Source organism: Bacteroides sp. AM32-11AC (assembly GCF_003603515.1).
Classification (GTDB): Bacteria; Bacteroidota; Bacteroidia; order Bacteroidales; family Bacteroidaceae; genus Bacteroides; species Bacteroides uniformis.
In genome coordinates, this window is the sequence record NZ_QTNH01000008.1 from 167133 (window position 1) to 184843 (window position 17711).

At 49.4% G+C, this 17711-nt stretch carries 14 protein-coding genes; 1 reads left to right on the top strand and 13 read right to left on the bottom strand.

Features of this window, described 5'->3' with window-relative positions; genetic code table 11:
• Positions 1-116: 116 nt before the first annotated feature.
• From DW800_RS10620 to DW800_RS10630, 3 genes are read right to left on the bottom strand one after another with little or no spacing between them, the layout of a single operon-like run.
• On the bottom strand, positions 117-710 hold the full coding sequence (locus DW800_RS10620) for a hypothetical protein (protein ID WP_009037717.1): 594 nt from the start codon (positions 708-710) through the stop codon (positions 117-119).
• Positions 700-1170 (bottom strand): RNA polymerase sigma factor, encoded by a 471-nt coding sequence (locus DW800_RS10625; RefSeq protein ID WP_009037716.1) that lies wholly within the window; start codon positions 1168-1170, stop codon positions 700-702. The genes DW800_RS10620 and DW800_RS10625 overlap by 11 nt, the downstream gene beginning before the upstream one ends.
• 3 nt (positions 1171-1173) lie before the next feature.
• A complete protein-coding gene (locus tag DW800_RS10630; RefSeq protein WP_016272457.1) occupies positions 1174-2007 on the bottom strand; it encodes an alpha/beta fold hydrolase in 834 nt (277 codons plus the stop codon).
• A 184-nt stretch (positions 2008-2191) separates the two neighbouring features.
• Here DW800_RS10630 and DW800_RS10635 point away from each other — a divergent pair, with 184 nt between their 5' ends.
• The gene (locus DW800_RS10635; protein WP_171029007.1) at positions 2192-4087 is read left to right on the top strand and encodes a PQQ-binding-like beta-propeller repeat protein; all 1896 of its coding nucleotides are present in this window, start codon (positions 2192-2194) and stop codon (positions 4085-4087) included.
• Between the two features lie 16 nt (positions 4088-4103).
• Here the strand turns inward: DW800_RS10635 and DW800_RS10640 are convergent, their stop codons facing one another.
• The 10 genes from DW800_RS10640 to DW800_RS10680 all read right to left on the bottom strand — a co-directional run bounded on the left by DW800_RS10640 (position 4104) and on the right by DW800_RS10680 (position 17710).
• Complete coding sequence (locus tag DW800_RS10640; protein WP_034529267.1) at positions 4104-6635, bottom strand: TonB-dependent receptor domain-containing protein; 2532 nt, start codon at positions 6633-6635, stop codon at positions 4104-4106.
• Between the two features lie 150 nt (positions 6636-6785).
• Positions 6786-8081, bottom strand: a complete 1296-nt coding sequence (locus DW800_RS10645) for an MgtC/SapB family protein (protein WP_005830344.1) — start codon at positions 8079-8081, stop codon at positions 6786-6788.
• 34 nt (positions 8082-8115) lie between these two features.
• Positions 8116-8583, bottom strand: coding sequence for a CYTH domain-containing protein (locus tag DW800_RS10650; protein ID WP_005834595.1), 468 nt, complete (start codon positions 8581-8583; stop codon positions 8116-8118).
• A gap of 19 nt (positions 8584-8602) precedes the next feature.
• Positions 8603-8737, bottom strand: a complete 135-nt coding sequence (locus DW800_RS20050) for a hypothetical protein (protein WP_005830349.1) — start codon at positions 8735-8737, stop codon at positions 8603-8605.
• An 80-nt stretch (positions 8738-8817) separates the two neighbouring features.
• Positions 8818-9933, bottom strand: coding sequence for a peptide chain release factor 2 (gene prfB, locus DW800_RS10655; RefSeq protein WP_117713767.1), 1116 nt, complete (start codon positions 9931-9933; stop codon positions 8818-8820).
• A 114-nt stretch (positions 9934-10047) separates the two neighbouring features.
• Positions 10048-10800, bottom strand: coding sequence for a carbohydrate-binding family 9-like protein (locus DW800_RS10660; protein ID WP_009037711.1), 753 nt, complete (start codon positions 10798-10800; stop codon positions 10048-10050).
• Positions 10797-12200, bottom strand: a complete 1404-nt coding sequence (locus DW800_RS10665; RefSeq protein WP_034529265.1) for a family 10 glycosylhydrolase — start codon at positions 12198-12200, stop codon at positions 10797-10799. The genes DW800_RS10660 and DW800_RS10665 overlap by 4 nt, the downstream gene beginning before the upstream one ends.
• A gap of 5 nt (positions 12201-12205) precedes the next feature.
• Positions 12206-13432, bottom strand: coding sequence for a DUF5009 domain-containing protein (locus tag DW800_RS10670; RefSeq protein ID WP_009037709.1), 1227 nt, complete (start codon positions 13430-13432; stop codon positions 12206-12208).
• A gap of 11 nt (positions 13433-13443) precedes the next feature.
• Positions 13444-15894: a glycoside hydrolase family 9 protein gene (locus DW800_RS10675; RefSeq protein ID WP_119958045.1), complete on the bottom strand. Its 2451-nt coding sequence runs from the start codon at positions 15892-15894 to the stop codon at positions 13444-13446.
• Positions 15895-16108: 214 nt separating this feature from the next.
• A complete protein-coding gene (locus tag DW800_RS10680; RefSeq protein WP_016272451.1) occupies positions 16109-17710 on the bottom strand; it encodes a SusD/RagB family nutrient-binding outer membrane lipoprotein in 1602 nt (533 codons plus the stop codon).
• Between the last annotated feature and the right edge of the window lies 1 nt (position 17711).

The following is a 17711-nucleotide window of genomic DNA, read 5'->3' on the forward strand; positions in this document are numbered from 1 at the left end:
TTCTTTTGTTCTTCTGTCTGAAAAATATTGCCCATTTCCACTCTCCCGAAACCCGCACTTCTCTATTCAGCAGAGAGTGCAAGCTTCAAAAAGGGATTTTTGGGCAATTCAATACCCTAAAGTTCATCTATTTGCGTCTTGATCCTCTCCACCCGGACAATCAAACTATCAAGTCTCTGTCTGTTCCTCCGGATAATTCGGGGACGAAAAACAAACCAGTTCAAACCAACCCACAGAAGGAAAACCGAATAGGCAACGACCCTGAACTGTAGTGAACTCTCCTGAATATGCTCGTACATATAAAGTCCTATTCCTACAGACAACGAGATGAAATAAAAGTTCATCAGCTTGGTTTGCATAAAGTTCTCCTTACGCCTCACGGCAAGTAACTCATTCAGATACTCCCGGTTGGATTGCTCCTCATCCACAATTCTATACAAGGGAATCATCTTATGAGTGAACACAGCAACAGTGCCCATAGCCACGATTGTCAAAAGAATCCCTATCTTCGTAACCAACAATTGCGGCTTAAAGTATATCCAGACAAACGCAACAAAGCAGATGGTCATCCATAAAACCGCATTAAGCACTATCAGTTCAAGAACCTTCTTTCTCTTGAAGTGATTTACCTCCTTGAATAATCCGGAACAGTCGGCAAATGGGACAGCCTGTTTCCGCCACAATTCTTTTATATCTATGTCACTCTTCATACGCTCTTATTTTCTTTGTCAACAATGCTTTGATTCGATGAATCCTCACCCGGACATTACCTTCAGACAGACCAGTGATTCGGGCAATCTCTGCCTGCCTGACATCTTCCAATTCGAGTGAAATGAGGATGCGGTCCATCTCCGGAAGTTCGGCAATGAGTTTATACAACAGACGAAGCCGCAGACCGATACCCGTCCTTTCTTCTTCGGGCAGGTCGGTCGAGAGAGTAACCGGAACCATGCGGCTCTGCCGTTCCAACTGACGAAGACAGCGATTGGTGGCAATACGAAAAATCCAAGTACCGACTGCTGCCTCATTTCTGAATGACGACAGTTTCTGCCAAACGGCAACAAATGTCTCCTGAGCCATATCCTGGGCCAGACCATAATCATTCACATATCCCATACACAGACGGAACACCTTACTCCAATATTCCCTATATATAGCCTCAAACTCCACTCGTCACTCTTTTATAAAACCGGTTAGCTCATTCATAAACCACTCCTTATCATCAAACATCATGAAATGCAATCCCTGCTCGGCATACCTTAACCGCACTCCGTGCAGATTCCTATACTGTTCATTTACAATAGATGCTATATTCTTGAAATGCGGTTCCAGCAAGACCAGGACCGGAACGGCAATACTTCTGATTCGCTCCCTCAAATCCGTGTTCGCAAAGTCACAATACATCGCGGCATACGTCTTTCTGTCAGAGGCTGCACCCCATTCCACGATTTCGTCAAACTTCAAAGAGTCCGTTGTCAAACTAGCCACACTCATTCGCTGCATCCGGACAAACTGCTCGTGGTTCATGGCAGTTATCCGGGTAATCATATCAGAACAGTCTTTATCCGCTACGGGGTTAAAGTCTGGGTGGGTCAAAGCCATCAAACAAGGCAAAGCATCCACTATGACAATCTTTCCAACGAGTGTGGGAAAGTCTGCTGCAACAGCAAGTGCCAGTCCGCCTCCCATACTGTGCCCTACGAGTATGGGGCTGTCAATCCTTTCTTCCTTAATGAATGTCGCAATCTCGTTTTTCCAGCCCTCGAAGGATGGATTTTTTTCCGGCGGTACACCGGCAAAACCAGCCATAGTCAACACGTAGCAGGTATAATGTGTTCCCAATTCCGCCACTGCCTCCTTCCAGACGTCTCCCGAACTCGCAAAGCCGGGAATAAAAATGACAGACTTCTTTCCTATACCCGATTTTATCACCGAAAAAGAGTAATCTTCTGCAAAAGAACAGACAGAAAACCAAAACAATACTAAAGTCAGAAATAACTTTTCCATCACTGTACACTTTTTAATTCACTCTTTAGATACAAAGAACTTGAAAATGTTACAATGCCGGTTACTATATTTTCCGTTCATTCCTTATCAACAAAAATACAATATTCCCCTGAGAACCAATACATATTATTTATTAATAAAAGAATTATCACTATCTTTGGGCAAATTCAAACCAATCATCATCATGAAACGTATCTTATTGGCCATCTGCATGATGGCAATGTCCGCACTATCTTACGGACAAAGTAACCGCGTCTCGTTCACTTTCGCCTGGCTCAGTGACGTACACCTCAATTCCTTCGCTTATGCCGAAGACGACCTGCGGCAATCCATTGAAGACATCAATGCCAATCCTGCCGTGGACTTCACGATTCTCAGTGGAGATGTCACCGAATTCGGTGATACAAAAGAGTTCCTGCTGCTGCAGGAAATACTGGAAGGCTTCAGGAAACCTTATCTGCTGCTGCCGGGAAACCACGACGTGAACTGGAGCGAAAACGGCTGCACCATGTTCAACAAGATTTTCCAAGCATCCCACTTCTGCTACGATTGGCAAGGAGTACGCTTCATCGGTTGTGGTGCCGGACCAAGCCTGCGCATGGGGCCTCCCCACATTCCACGTGAGGAAATACTCTGGTTGGACTCCATTGTACGGGCCACCCCTAAAGAACTGCCGGTCATTTTCGTCAACCATTTCCCACTGAACCGGGATTTAAGTAACTGGTACGAAGTGACGGATATTCTCAAAACACGCAATGTACTGGTGACTCTTGCCGGACACCTGCACACCAACCGCGCTTATGACGCCGAAGGCATTCCGGCAGTCATCGGGCGCTCCTCCCTGCGGAGGGAAGACCCGATAGGTGGCTATAATCTCGTCACAGTCAACGAAGATTCCATCACCTTCTGCGAACGCATCATCCAAACGGAAACCCGTCCCGCATGGAATGTTGTCCGCCTGAATGCAACAGCTATTGCTTCATCGAACATTCCGGGTGAAAAGAAAGATACCGTCTACTACCGCCCTGATTTCAGCATCAACAGCACCTATCCTGCCGTTCGTGAGGTGTGGAAGCAGAAAGACGTAACCGACGTTGCCTCACAAGGAAGCATTGACGGAGAACTGTATATCTATACCAATACGGCAGGAATGGTTCATGCTCTGAATGCCCGCAACGGAGAAACGGTATGGACTTATGCCACAGGAAATAAGATTTTCTCGGCTCCCTTCATCACTTCCCAACTGGTGGTTGTCACTTCCTGCGACGGGTTTATTCATGCACTGGACAAAAAACAAGGTTCCGCCCGTTGGAAATTCAACACGGATTACCCCATTGTAGCCTGCCCTACAGTAGCAAACGGCAATGTCTATACAGGCAGCAGCAACGGAAAATTCTACTCCATCCGCCTGGCAAACGGCACGCTCAATTGGGTTACCGACGGACTGAACGGCTACATCGAGTCCCGCCCGGCTATAGATCACGAACGCATCTATATCGGAACCTGGGGAGCCATGTTCTATGCCATCGACCGGAAAACCGGGAAAAAAGTATGGGAATTCGACACCGAACGCGGAAGATACTTCTCTCCGGGAGCCTGCTGGCCCACAGTGCTGCCCTACCGGAAGAATGGAAAAGCATCAGAACAGGTCATAGTGCTCAGTTCCGACTACTTTGTACGCGCCTTCAACCCGGAAGACGGAAAAATCCTCTGGGCATCGGATGAAGCGAAAGGACGCGAATCAATCGGTTTCTCTCCGGATGGAAAGACCATGTACATAAAAGGAATCAAGAACAACATTACGGCAGCAGATGTCTCAAAAGGAAACTACACTCCACTTTGGAATACATTGATGCCGTATGAAGGTAATTTCATCCCCACCCGCATGGAAACCACGGAAGAGTATGTGTTCATCCCTACCGAATTCGGAGTGGTCCATGCCGTGCGGACAGACGGAAGCGGGATAGCCTGGAGCCATAAAGTATCCCATTCGGCGGTCACCTCACTGAAGAAGGCAGGTGACCACCGTCTCATCGTCATGACAATGGACGGAACAGTCACCTGCCTGATATATCCGTAAATGAATTCGTAGTAGTCTATTCACCGCCGCCACCGGAACCGCTACCGCCACTCTTCACATCGTCATTGCTGATGGTGCGTGCAGCCTTCTTCACGCTTGCCTTCAGCTCGCCGATGCGGTAGCTGACGCTTATGCCGAAACGTTGGCGGCTATACTTATAGCTGCTTTCGCGTATAAAGCCGGCACCTTCGGTAGTAGAGCTCTGGTCCATATACTTCTTGAAGAAGTTGCTGGCAAAAGCGGACAAAGTGAGACGCTTGTTTAGGAATGACTTGTTGACACTCAAGCCATAATCGAAGAAGCTGCTACCCTTACCTTGCAGCATAATCCACGGCGTCTGTCCGAAGACATTCAGACTGATGCGCCAATCGTGGGGCAGCGTCTGCTGTGCACCACCGTAGGCAAAGAGGCTCCAGCCGTCGTTACGCATGCCCTCACTGCCCTCCATGTAAGAATAATCACCGCTCATGTTCATGTAGATACGTGTACGGGGAGTAGCGTTCCAGTTGACGTAAGCACTCACACTGGCACGGCGGGTCTTACCGATGTTGGCGTAGGTAGAATAGAGCACATCCTTTCCCGTGGGGTTCTTCAATCCCTCAATCTCCGTATCGGGCATGAGCTTCGTTACATTCTCAATACTGTTGTTGGTGAATGAATAGCGTGCTGAAAGGTTAATATTGAACTTCTGCGTGAAATTACTATAACTCAAATTGAATGCATGGCTCTTCTCACTGTCCAGTTCCGAATTACCCTGACTGATGTAGGAGGGGTCGGTATCATTCAGATACGGATTCAGGTACCAGATTCCCGGACGATAGATACGCATGTTGTAGCCCAAGCGCAGATTGGACATATCCGTCAGCTTGTAGCCGATGGAGGCGGAAGGCACTACGTCGTCAAAGTTCTTTGTGAAGTCCTCGCCACGCCCCACCAGATACTTCACATCCTGGATGGTATGCTCGTAGCGCACTCCCAAACGGCCGGACAGCCTTTTCACTTTCAGCCCATATCCCAGATAGGCGGCAATAATATCATTCAGATGCTTGTAGTGCGAGCTCTGCTCCTTGTTGTATTCATACTTTCCGGTATCGTCTGCATCAAAACGGTCGTCCTCCGAAGAGTTGTTGCGCAGAATGTACTTGGCACCAGCCTCCAGCGTATGCAGCTTGCCGATAGGCGTGGTATAGTCGGCCTGGAAAGTATGCTCGGTGGTGTTCTGCTCGCCGTCGTTATGCAAATTTCTCAGACGTTTCAGATAATCAGCCCAATCGGGATTATAGCCTTTGTCTATTTCATATTCCGTGTAGGAATCCGACGTTTGCGGACGGGTGTTTATCTTGTAGGAGAATGTCAGCATGCGGTCCTTCACCTTGAACAGACGCTGGTAGTCGACACCTCCATCGATGGAATACCAGGAAGACTTGCTGCGGTTGAAAGCCGAATAGCTATAAATGGGAGCGGCGTTTATGTTCTCCGGAAAGGTGGCGATGTAGTCCGTAGAGCCGTTGCTCTTGTTTCCGCCACCCCAAAGTCCGAAAGACATAGTGACCAAGCGCAGTGTATCTATTTCGTAGCTGGCCTCCATGCTGCCCGACTGGAAGGAACCGTGGCCCTTGTTACTGCCGTCATAGTCCAGATTGGAAGAATTCTCCGTAACAGCTTCCGACGTCACATGCTGGCTGCCGCTGCTGTAGTTGCGGGGCTGGTCATTATAATTGTAGTTGTAGCGGGCGCTGACAGTCAGCTTGCCGCTCTTTATCGTACCGAATGCTCCACCGCCTGCACCGCGGTTGCTGACGTTGGCACTGAACGTAGCCGTATAGCCTTCGAGTCCGCTACCCACGGTGACAATGTTCAGAATACCGCCCACACCTTCAGCATCATACTTGGGGCCGGGATTGGTAATCACCTCGATATGCTTAATGCTGTTGGCAGGCATACTCTTCAGTACCTCGGTCGGGTTATTGCTCATCATGTTGTTGGGCTTTCCGTTGACGTACACCTTGAAGCTGCTGCTCCCGTTCACCTGAATATTGTCCTCGCCGTCCACCGTCACCAACGGTACCTTGCGGAGCATCTCCAGCACAGAGTTCGACTGGGCATCAGGGTCATCCTGCACATTATATTCTATCTTGTCGATGTCCGCCTTTACCAAAGGCTTTTGAGCTACAATTTCCACTTGTCCCAGCTCATTGGAAGCATCCACGATGTAGAGTGTGCCGAAGTCCACCAGGTTCTCTCCAGCCTTCACAGAGAAATCCTTCACGATAGGGGTACGCCCCACGGAAGTGATGGTCATCACGAAGTTGCCCGTACCGGGTACTTTCTCCTGGAACTGGCCTTTCATGTCCGTTACCAGCATTTTCAGCGCCTTTGCAGGGGCCTCTTTCTTCACGATTTTAATGGTAGCATAAGGTTCACCTTCCTGGGTGAGTGAGTCGAGCAAAATTCCTTTAACCTGGAAAGAAGTGTTTGCCGTGTTTTGCGCTGCAAGCAGTCCCGAAATCATCAGCATCCATAGCAGCACAGTCCATTTTGTTCTCATTGCGTTTTTATATTTAGTGACTATTCATGTTTATTGTCTTGGTATTAGACGTTTCCCGTTCGAGTTTTGTCACAATGAATTCGGCAAAAATAGCCCCTTTTTCATGCATTTACGAGACTTTCGGAGTTAAAAAAGCAAAAAGAAAGCAATTTAGAGAAAATAGAAGAAAAGTAACAGACAGATATTTGCGGCAATAACAGAGCCGAATCCCCCCAATATCCACGGCCGCAAAGGGCTTTTTCCACCGGCAAAGAATAACGCGTAGCACATGTTTACCGCTATATTGCTGACAATAGCCTGCATGCTGCAAGCCGTAATCACCAGCACCGCCACACTGCCCGTTCCTTGAAGCAGGTTCAGGATGAAAGGAGTAATGTCACTGAACCCCGAAATGAAAGAGAGCAAGTTCAGTCCACCCGTGCCGGCATACACCAGCGTATAGTGGGTCAAGATAGTGAACACCACAAACAGCATGGCAAAAATCAGCGCTACCTTGAACTCCAACGGATTACTGCTGTCCTCGTCCTCCGTGGTCTGCGTGCCGTCGTCCACCCGTTTCCGCTTGGAATGCAGATACCATGCCACGGCTGCCGTTACCACCGACATTATCAGCAGGTAGGGATAAATGGCCAGTAGCGTCTCCCGGCTGAAAATACCTATCAATATCAAGAAACGGAGGAACATCATGCTGACCGCCAACAACATGGCTGCCACATATTCGGGAGCATCCTGCACAGAAGCCTTACGGCTCTTTCGCGCCAGTACGGAAATGGTAGCCGTGCTGCTGTACAAGCCTCCCACGATACCCGAAACCAGAATGCCCGACTCATGGAAAACGTAACGCTTCAACAGATAAGAAAGGTAGGAAATGCCCGATACAACCACCGTGGCCAGCCAAATACTGTATGGCGTCAGGTTGATGCCGGGAATAAGATTCTCATTGGGCAGCATCGGCAGGATAATGCCGCTGATGGCAAGGAACTTGGCAAGCGTAATCATCTCGTCGTTCTTCATGCGCTGGGCCAGTTCCGTGAAGGTGTGTTTCAGCTCGGTGAAGAGCAGGACGGTCACTATGACCATGACGTAGAACCACGACGGCTGCGTGGCCACAATGGGAGCAATACAGTAGGTGATGAGTGCAATAATGATGGTGGTTACTCCGAACACATGGTACTGTGACTGCTTCACATAATAGTTCAGTCCGAGCAGCAGTCCCAGAATGGCTCCTCCTCCCATGAACAGACGATAGCCCGTAGGGTCGAGGATATAGAGCAGATAGCCCAGAATGCCTATAAAAGTGAAGGTGCGGTCGGTACCGAAAAGCGTAGTTTCCCCTTCGCGCTTCAAGCTGATTTTACGCTGTGAAAGCCCGATGAGTAAAGAGAATACAGTGACCAAAAGGAAGGTGACCAGTTCTCTTGGCAGGTAGTCGTAAAGTTTCTCCATGACGATTAAACAAGTACGGCATACAATTGGTTTGCTACCACGTGGTGAAAGGGTGTTTCATCAGTTGCGAGTTATAGTAGCGGACATCTCCCGTCACCTCCCGTCCGATGAATGCAGGTTTCACGAAAGGCTCGTCTTCCGAGGAGAGTTCCACCTCGGCCACAGTCAGTCCCTCGTTCTCGCCATAGAATTCATCCACCTCAAAGACGTGCTGTCCGCTGCGCACCAGGTAACGGGTCTTGTCGATGATACCCGGTTCGCACAGCTTCAGCAATTCCCGCGCTTCGCACAGCGGAATTTCCTTTTCCCACTCGTAGCGGCTGGTTCCCGATTCATTGGATGCACCCTTGATGGTGAGAAATCCCCGTTCATCGCGGATGCGCACCCGTACTGTCCGTCCACGTACACTGCTGATGTATCCTTGTACGATACGGCTGTGTGCATACGCTTGTGGCTTGTATTCTCCCGTCACGAGGAATTTCCGTTCTATCTCCTGCGGCATGTCGTTTCCAGTGATTTTATCAGCCCCAGTAAGAGTAAGCCACAAACATGGCGATGACCAATACAATGGCTATTACTCCCATCGTCATCATCACTTTCTTGGCTTGTTGCTCTTCCTTCTGGCTGTGCATTGCTTTCTTTTTACTTTTTCCCATGGTGTGTTTTATAGTTTAAAGTTCAACGATGAACAAAGTAAGAAGAAATTCGGGAAGAATGCAAATGAAAGGGAGAAAATTTATTCGCCACTTCCTGCAAACTCCATCAGGTAAGCTTTGATAAAGCCGTCTATCTTTCCATCCATCACACCATTCACATCACTGGTCTGGAAGTTGGTACGGTGGTCCTTCACGCGGCGGTCGTCGAAGACGTAGCTACGAATCTGGCTACCCCATTCGATTTTCTTCTTACCGGCTTCCACCTTTGCCTGCTCGGCCATGCGGTGTTGGAGTTCCTTGTCGTAAAGCATGGAACGGAGAAGGCGGAGAGCGTTCTCGCGGTTCTTGGGCTGGTCTCGTGTCTCGGTATTTTCAATCAGGATTTCTTCCTCTTCGCCCGTATATGGGTCCTTATACTGATAGCGCAGACGGACACCGGACTCTACCTTATTGACGTTCTGTCCACCGGCACCACCACTTCGGAAGGTATCCCATGACATGCGGGCAGGTTCGATGTTCACCTCGATGGTATCATCTACCAAGGGAGTGACGAACACGGATGCAAAAGAAGTCATGCGCTTGCCTTGGGCATTGTAGGGCGAAACACGCACCAAGCGGTGTACACCGTTCTCACCTTTTAGGTAGCCGTAGGCATAATCGCCGGAAATCTCGATGGTACAAGTCTTGATACCTGCCTCATCTCCTTCCTGAAGGTTGGCGATGGTGGCCTTATAGCCGTGAGTCTCGGCATAGCGCAGATACATACGCATCAGCATGCTTGCCCAGTCCTGGCTCTCCGTACCACCGGCACCTGAGTTGATTTTCAGCACACAGTCCATCTGGTCGGCTTCCTCTCGAAGCATATTCTTGAGTTCGAGAGCCTCGACAGCAGTGATTGCCTTGACATAGGCATCGTCCACTTCCTCTTCAGTCACCAGTTCGTCTTTGTAAAAGTCGAAAGCCAGTTGTACCTCATCGGCCAAGGTCTTTACCTCATTGTAGCCGGAAATCCATTGCTGCAAGCCTTTCACTTTCTTCATCTGAGCCTCGGCAGCCTTCTGGTCGTCCCAGAAACCGGGAGCCTGGGTGCGGAGCTGCTCTTCTTCCACCTGTATCTTCTTTCCTTCAATGTCCAGATAGCGGTTCAACGCCTCGGTACGTTCTTTGATATCTTTCAGTTGTTCTGCGGTAATCATATATGCATTTACAATTTAGGAAGTGCAAAGGTATAAAAAAACACATAATTCCGCAATTGTCAATCCAATAAGTAATGCTAACGGCAAATGATTCCACCAGAACACCCTAAAGATTTATTCAAAAGACAAGGTGCCGAAAAAGGCCGGACAGTGGAACATGGGGCGTTCCAGCCCGATAGGACTCCAAGAAAGGAAGTGGGGAGTCTGGAGTTTGTCACCACACTTGTAGAAATTCCCTTTCATTGTTTTTCCGTCCAGAGAACCGACGGAATGCTGGAAGAAAGCGGAAACGGGAATAACCATGGCCAGTTCCCAGCTGCACTCGCCCAAACGTTCCTCGAAAGGTTCGCCGGCCAACGAGCTCCAACGTTTCACCATGCCCAGCACCTCCTGACTCGCCGTAGGACGGCGCTCATTGACTGCACCTCCCTGAATCAGCAGCCTGCCGGCGCAGTTACATTCGAAATTGTAATAGCGGTCGTCACCTTCGGGAGATACGAAGAATTCCACACAAGCATCTTCCCATACCCGGCCATTGTCTCCGGAGGCCACTGCACGCACACTGGCTTCCTTCACTTTGTAGTGGAGCAGGATTTCGCGCCCCGTATGGGCTATGCGGAAACTCACTTCCGGCTTGTAGGGATAATCTTTCCAGTTGACCACATCAAGGGGCTGAAACTCTATCCCGTTCTCGTCCAGCAAGGACGGCACAGCCTCACCTTCCGGTGAAGCCGTACACATTACTTTCTTTACGGACAAGCTCTTTCCACTCTGGGCATTGCAACAAACCATGCCTACCATTGAAAACACCAAGAGCAGAAGGAGTTTGCTCCCGTAATCTCTCACTATCATAAAACGTCCTTTCATTTCTTATTAGTAGAAGCCTTGTCTGCTACTGCTACATCCCAACCGGAAACAACGTCGCCGTAAAGATAGAATGTCACGTCAAAAGTAGTCTTGCTATTCTCATCCACCACTTGGTAGCAGCGTGTCGCGTCATAGGAATCCACCTCCTTGTACTCGCCCAATGCCAGCGGAGCCGGCTCTTCCTTGCCGGCAGCCTTGGCTATGATTTGCTGCATGCGTTCCTGCATCAGCTTCATAATGCCTTCATGCTTGAAGGGGTCGGGATCCGCCACTTCGGGATGGGTAGCCTTTATCACCCCGCCATTGGCGGCACGCACGACTCTGACACTGTCCGTATAAGCCTTGAACTGCCTCTTCACCTCCGGAGAACGCAGTCCATGAATGGTAAATACGGCAATTCCCTGGGCGCCGTTGTTGAGAGCGGCATCCATGCATTCGAACATCATCGGGCCGTCGGTGGCGGTCATGCCGCAGTACAGTGTAGTCATATCGTTCTTGTCGCGTACATTCTCAACCGTACAGTCGGAAATGAAGCTGGCATCGCCCGTATAGAAGGTATGGTAAACCATCGGGAACACGATGTCGAGATTCCATTTGCCCCAGTCCTGGCGCACCATGCGTGAAGCCATCTTCGGGGTGGGGAACGGGGAGGCAGCCATTGTCTTGCCGTAGGAGTGCACCACTTCGGCAATCATATTGGCCACTTCGGTTATCTGGTCGCAACGGAACTGGCGCCACTTCACATCGAGGGAAGGGTCTTCCTGCTCGCGGGGGTCATAACCATGCTGCTCCTTGAACAACCTGAGCATTTCCGGATGGTAACCGTAATCCCACGCAGCGTATTCACGGTCCTGCACAATGCCATAATGGGGCCACAAGGTGGTGGGAAGCACCACATCCACAAAACGATGATAGTCGATGGCAATGCCATTCAAGCCTTCCACTTCGCAGTAGGCCTTGATTTTTTCCTTGATGAACTCGCGGACTTCGGGCAATGCCGGGCAGAGAAACTTGTAATAGCCTACATAGGCGGTAGTGTCTGCCAGGCTCTTGCCGTTACGATTCACGCTGAACCATTCGGGATGCTCCTTCAATATCTTGTCACGGTCGTGTTCCAGATTCATGGTCCATAACCAGGCATACACTTCGATTCCGTGTTTATGGGCAACCGGTATGGCAGCCCGGTAATCGTCGGGAGTCGGCGCATTCAGCATAATTCCATCCATGCCGATGTCGTTCATCACTTGGCAGATGGAGTCGAAGTTCATGCCGGGACGATAGTCCAGCCACGTCCAGAACATGGGATATTCCTTGGTTGTTTCCTTAGCTCCCTGCTGGCACGAGAACATGCCCAGCGCAAGGAACAGCAGCAAGAATGCAGGTAAAAAGCTCTTTTTCATTCTATCTAAATTTTAAGTTTAACATGCAGTTTTTCCATCACCCACGTAACGCCGATTACCACAAAGGCAAAACAAAGGCAGTTGACCAGCCCCATGAATCCATGTGTGAACCAGTCCGGCAGGACAACACCGGTCACATCAGCAAAGCCATAGAAGACATAAGGTACCAGATAAGTGGTCAGCGTAGCCGTTCCGGCAGGGCGTATCAGGTTGAACCAACCTGTGACCTGATGGCTGACCAGATAGCCGAGCAGTGTGTAGAGCCCCACGGAAATGGCAGTCACATAGAACACCCAGGGAGGAGTACCACCCATCTTGGCCACAATCCAGAAATGGTGTGTCCCAATTCCGACCAGCAGAAGCAGAACGGCAACCGTCAGCCCATTGCGGAGTTTCCAGCCGTCACCCTTGCCGGCATAGCGGGCGCTGAGAATGGAAAGGATGACACCTCCCATTGTAAATGCGGGCAAAGCCCCGTTGCCGATATGCAGGATGGACAACATGCCCTGATAGAAGTTGCGTTCGGGAAAGGCAAGGATAGCCTCACCACCAAAGCCCTCGCGCAAAGGCGTACCCAGCAGGCATATCAGGATAAAGGCACCCCAGGCAGGCAGCAGATACTGCAACCGGTCACGGCTGAAGATATAGATTACGGCACATACCAGATAGGTCCAGCCGATGGAGCCCAATATTCCCCAATAGGCACCGAATACACCTCCCTGCGGATTGCGGAACGTGAAGGCAAGGTAAAGGAGAACCAATACTCCGATTATTTTAAAAGCACGGAAAAGGTTCTTCTGAGTGCCGGAAGCCGGTTTTGGATATTGGTTCCACACACCGATAAAGCCTATGGCCATCAGGAACCAGTATACTCCTATCGGATAGGGAGCTTCCGGTGAAAGCCGGAACTCCGAGTTCGTTATAAACGCCCCCATCACCAGCAAGGCAAAGGTGCGGGAAAGGATATGCCCCAAGGTGGACTCTGCCGAGAAGCCCTTGGCATATCTGCGCTCAATGGCGTAAGGTATGGACATTCCCACTGCAAACAAAAAGCAGGGGAATACAATATCCGCCAGTCCCATAAAATCCTCACCATAGACGGCATGTTCCAGCCAATGGGGTACGTCATGCACTTTCCAGAAGTCATTGACGAAAATCATGATGAACATGGTCAATGCCCTCAGCATGTCGATGGCCAGGTTGCGCCGTGAATAAACAGTCTTGTCACTCATATCATCTTGCTTTAGAATTCAGAAACCAACATCAGCCATCTGGCTGCCGAAGAGCCCCACACCTCTTTATAAGTAGCCGTATTGAACTGTGGCCAATAGGGCGCGTCCTCATTGAAATAGGACTGCATGCCTACGGGTATCTCTCCCACCGTTTCTCCGGGCAATGCCGTGTAGAGCTGCGGATAGTTGCTGCCTTCCCCATAAATCATGGACTGCCCGAAAGGATTCCGGCCTACAACCCAGAAGAGCTGCTGTTCTGCAATGTCTTTCAGTTCCTTGTCCTTCAGTACCCTGGCACAGATAGCGGCAGCTTTACCGGTAGACAAATGTACGGCAATATTTCCCTTAAACGAGAACCAGACGGGGAATATGCGCAAATAATGCTCTTTATCCAGACGGATACCGTTTTCGAGTTGTTCCTCGAAATCCTTATCGGCACCGCTGCGAATCCCTACCTGAACGGCGTAGAAGTTGGCGGAATCCTTCACTTCATCTTTGTGATAGATGCCACTGGGCACCATTCCATAAGGATATACATACTTCATGATATTCTTCAGATAACCGCCATAGAGTTTCATGGCACGAATCCACTGCTCATACTCGGCATGGCCGGACTGTGTCTCGCAAAGGGCGGCAAGGGCTTCCATATAGGCATAGTCGCGGGACTGGTGGGTATAGTGTACAATGGACTTCCTGGCCAAATCACGGTAGAAGAAGCCGCAGGTCTTGTCTTTGTCTTTCAGCGGTTCGGTGCGCTGGCACTGCAAGGTGTAGCGGATAGCCTTCACGGCCTCATCGGCATACTGCTGTTCGCCGGTCAGCTTGTAGAGCATGCTGGCTGCCCATGAAATATTGGCGTGATACTGGCTTTCGGATGCCATGGCGGCATGTCCCCCACCCTTCTTTATCAGTTCGGCAAAGCCCAACTCATTAAAGCGTTTCATGGCATAACCGAAGTCTTCCTTTGCAATCTTTTTCAGATTGCTCCTGAGGGCTTCATCCTTCTCAACCATCATGGAGGCATACGCTTCAATTCCTGCAAGCAGGAAGTTTTCCAAAGCTCCGTTATGGACAAGCAGTTCACGGCGGCCGGCATCGTCGTCGGTGCCTACCTCACCGTCAGTCCATAGATTGGTACCCCATGTCTGTGCACGGTAACCATCGCCCAGCCGGGTCTTCATCACATAGTCCATTCCCCACAAAGCCTCTTCCATCAGGCGGTTGTACAAGTCGACATTGCCTTTTTCTTTGGCGCGTTCGGCCATCAAGAGCAAGGAATAGGCTATTTCTCCCGTCTGTAAGGTCTGTTGGGACATGTCGGCAGCATCGTGCCATCCTCCGTTTATAGGAATAATATGTCCGTTGTAAGTGGCATGCAAGTCATTATGACAAGCCCCGTGCTTTCCGGGAACGGGATAACCGCAACGTTCGCAAAACAGGAAGTTGACCATCCGCCAGGCAGAATCCTCCCACACATCCTTATGGATATAGAAAGGCAAGGTGGTGACATCCCCTACCTGAATGACGTAACGTCCCTGCGTCTTGAAGTCGGAAAAGTCTATCGTCTCGAACTCTCCCAGACCGGTCTTTTCCTTACGGATGGGGCCGGTATAGACAATGGCCTGCGTCGCGGCATCCTTCAACTGGAACTGTCCGCCGTGCTTTTCCACATTGACAATGGCGCTCTTGGGACTCTCTATGCCATAACCGGTAGTAGAGAAGATGATGCGGTTTTGTGCGGGCATCCAGCCTTTCACGGTTTCCGGATTCTCCACTTTCTGCAATTCCACGGCATCCACATCGAAACGGAGGGAATCTCCCATAGTGCGTTCCTTGCCGAACACTTCGATAGCAAATGAAATCTTGGTCACCTTGTCGCGCGCCAGCCCGGACATCTCGACGAAACATTCGTTCCATTGGTTGTTTTTCAAGTTGATTTCGTGGTATCCTTCCCGACCGTAAATGTCGGGTACTTTTATTTCTCCGTCATTTTCCACATAGAGGTTCAGGTAAATGCTGCGTGCTCCTTCGCACGTGGGATAGATATAGAACTTCAGGCGGTTGTAACCTTCCCAGTTCACACCTCCTATATCATAAGAGGCCATGCAAGTACCGCGTCCCAACCCCCAGCCGAGAATCTCCTCCGGATGGACAGGAGCTTCCAGACGCAGGCTATGCTTGCCAGACTTGCTCCGTTCGTCAGTCAAACCAATCTTACCGATGCCCTTGTGCGACCATTTGGAGAAATCCTCCATATCACACAGCATCATAGTTTCCAACACTTTCTTTTTCAAGCCGAATGTCTCGAAAGCCTTTGTCTCGTCGAGCGGCAACGGACTGTGCACGTAACCCGTACTGACGATGTCGGCTTTCAACTTTTCATCTACTTGGGCATGAAGCCAAACAGCCGGGGTACAAAGCAGACCGGTCAACAAGCAGAGAGGTTTAATGATATTCCTCATATACAGTAAATAAGTTTAATTCAATTTTTCGCACGAAACTTGTTCTTTTCAGCTAACATAAATCAAGCTACAATATTAAGCAAGAATAGTCAGACAGAGGTTTAAACTCTATCTGAAGATATTTGAAATCTATCAAAATAAAATGATTCCCTTTCAAGAGATTAAGGAGGTATGCCGAAGCTGTCTCCGGCATACCTTTTACTCAGTAAGGATATCAGAAATTCGATTTGTTCACATCCCAGAATACACGGGTTGCCGCATTATCAGGACCACCAAGCATTTCGACAGCTTTGGCATAACCGGTAGGATTATTGTCCTTTTCATTAATGGTAAAAGGCAAACGACGTGGTCCAAGGTCAGTATCAATTTCACCCTGGCTGTAATTTACCATCACTGGGAATAGTTTAGGATAACCGGTACGACGCAACTCGGCCCAACCGTTCATACCTTCGGGATAGACAGCAATCCAGCGCTGTGTAGCAATCTTAGCAAATTTCTCCTCGTTGCTCAAAGACTCATCCCATTGAGCGGTCACCTTGCTTTGACCTTCGATACTGGCTGCCGGAATAATAGGATCCACATAAGCAGCAGCAGTAGTAGTGCCACTCAAATAATCGCCTACAGCAGCTCCCCATTGTTCAAACGAAGCCTTCACTCCCTTCTCGTACAAATCCTTAGCAGTACCTTTACCGTTCACATTCCAACCACGCAGGGCAGCTTCAGCTTCCAGAAGAATCGTTTCACCGGCAGTAGCCAAAATAGCCGGAGACGTTGCAACCAGATTAGGTTTGCTCACAATCGCCTTGTAATTATCCGAGTTCTTGCCCTCTTCCAAACCTTTCACACCATTACGGATACCGAAGAAATCACCGTCAGCATTTGTTGTGGCATACTTTTCCAAACGGGCATCATTCATCCCTCCCAGCAGAGAGGGAATATTGGCATTGAGCACACAGTCGCCATAGCTGAAGGCCAGGCCGTAAAGCGGGTTCACATAACCGTTTCCAGCAATACCAAAATTCGCATCATTGGTTTCAATCAGCCCATTACTATCATTCATGGCAGCCTCAGCCTCGCTCTTTGCCCATGCAGCGTCGTATTTCACGATACGCATGGCCAGACGCAAACGGATAGTATTACACAATTTGGCCCATTTATTGAGGTCACCCCCATAAGCATAGTCAAACGGAGCGAACGAAGCCACATCTTTGTCCTTCACTGCACGCAGTTCATCAGCAGCCTCCCTCAGTTCTTCAAAGAACTTCTTGTAAACATCCTGCCCGGAATCATAAGTACCACCTGTAGCCGATTCACCATAATGAGTATAGATAATACACCCGTATTGATCGGCCAAACGAGACATGGCTATCACACGACAAATGGTATTGATGGCTGCGAAATGGGAATATGTCTCCATGTCTTTCTCACATTTGCGCGTAATTTTAAGACTCTGGGACATCACATGATTATAAGCATAATCCCAGCAGTTATCATTCCATCCGGCATTCATCGCATAAGTAATGTTATTTACATTACCTGCAAAGGCAGTAGCCGTACTTACATAGCCCGACCACATATCCGCATTCAGATTCTGTATCAGCTGATATTCCCACGGATTAGTACCACCGCCATTATTATAATAGATGGACTGCATCATCGGAATAAAATGCATGCCTATATAGTTGTTGTCCTGCTTCAATTCTTCGTCACTTACTCCTTTCGGGTTGGTATTCAAGTCATCGAATGCACCGGTACATGCGGTAAACATGGAAGCTGCCAGCAACGCAGTTGCCGTATATTTCAATATATTCTTCATA

Coding starts and splice junctions, on each gene's coding strand:
- DW800_RS10645 (WP_005830344.1), bottom strand. CDS start 8,081: ATGGAGAAACTTTACGACTACCTGCCAAGAGAACTGGTCACCTTCCTT.
- DW800_RS10620 (WP_009037717.1), bottom strand. CDS start 710: ATGAAGAGTGACATAGATATAAAAGAATTGTGGCGGAAACAGGCTGTC.
- DW800_RS10630 (WP_016272457.1), bottom strand. CDS start 2,007: ATGGAAAAGTTATTTCTGACTTTAGTATTGTTTTGGTTTTCTGTCTGT.
- DW800_RS10650 (WP_005834595.1), bottom strand. CDS start 8,583: ATGCCGCAGGAGATAGAACGGAAATTCCTCGTGACGGGAGAATACAAG.
- DW800_RS10670 (WP_009037709.1), bottom strand. CDS start 13,432: ATGAGTGACAAGACTGTTTATTCACGGCGCAACCTGGCCATCGACATG.
- DW800_RS10640 (WP_034529267.1), bottom strand. CDS start 6,635: ATGAGAACAAAATGGACTGTGCTGCTATGGATGCTGATGATTTCGGGA.
- DW800_RS10680 (WP_016272451.1), bottom strand. CDS start 17,710: ATGAAGAATATATTGAAATATACGGCAACTGCGTTGCTGGCAGCTTCC.
- DW800_RS10660 (WP_009037711.1), bottom strand. CDS start 10,800: ATGAAAGGACGTTTTATGATAGTGAGAGATTACGGGAGCAAACTCCTT.
- DW800_RS10665 (WP_034529265.1), bottom strand. CDS start 12,200: ATGAAAAAGAGCTTTTTACCTGCATTCTTGCTGCTGTTCCTTGCGCTG.
- DW800_RS10635 (WP_171029007.1), top strand. CDS start 2,192: ATGAAACGTATCTTATTGGCCATCTGCATGATGGCAATGTCCGCACTA.
- prfB (WP_117713767.1), bottom strand. CDS start 9,933: ATGATTACCGCAGAACAACTGAAAGATATCAAAGAACGTACCGAGGCG.
- DW800_RS20050 (WP_005830349.1), bottom strand. CDS start 8,737: ATGGGAAAAAGTAAAAAGAAAGCAATGCACAGCCAGAAGGAAGAGCAA.
- DW800_RS10675 (WP_119958045.1), bottom strand. CDS start 15,894: ATGAGGAATATCATTAAACCTCTCTGCTTGTTGACCGGTCTGCTTTGT.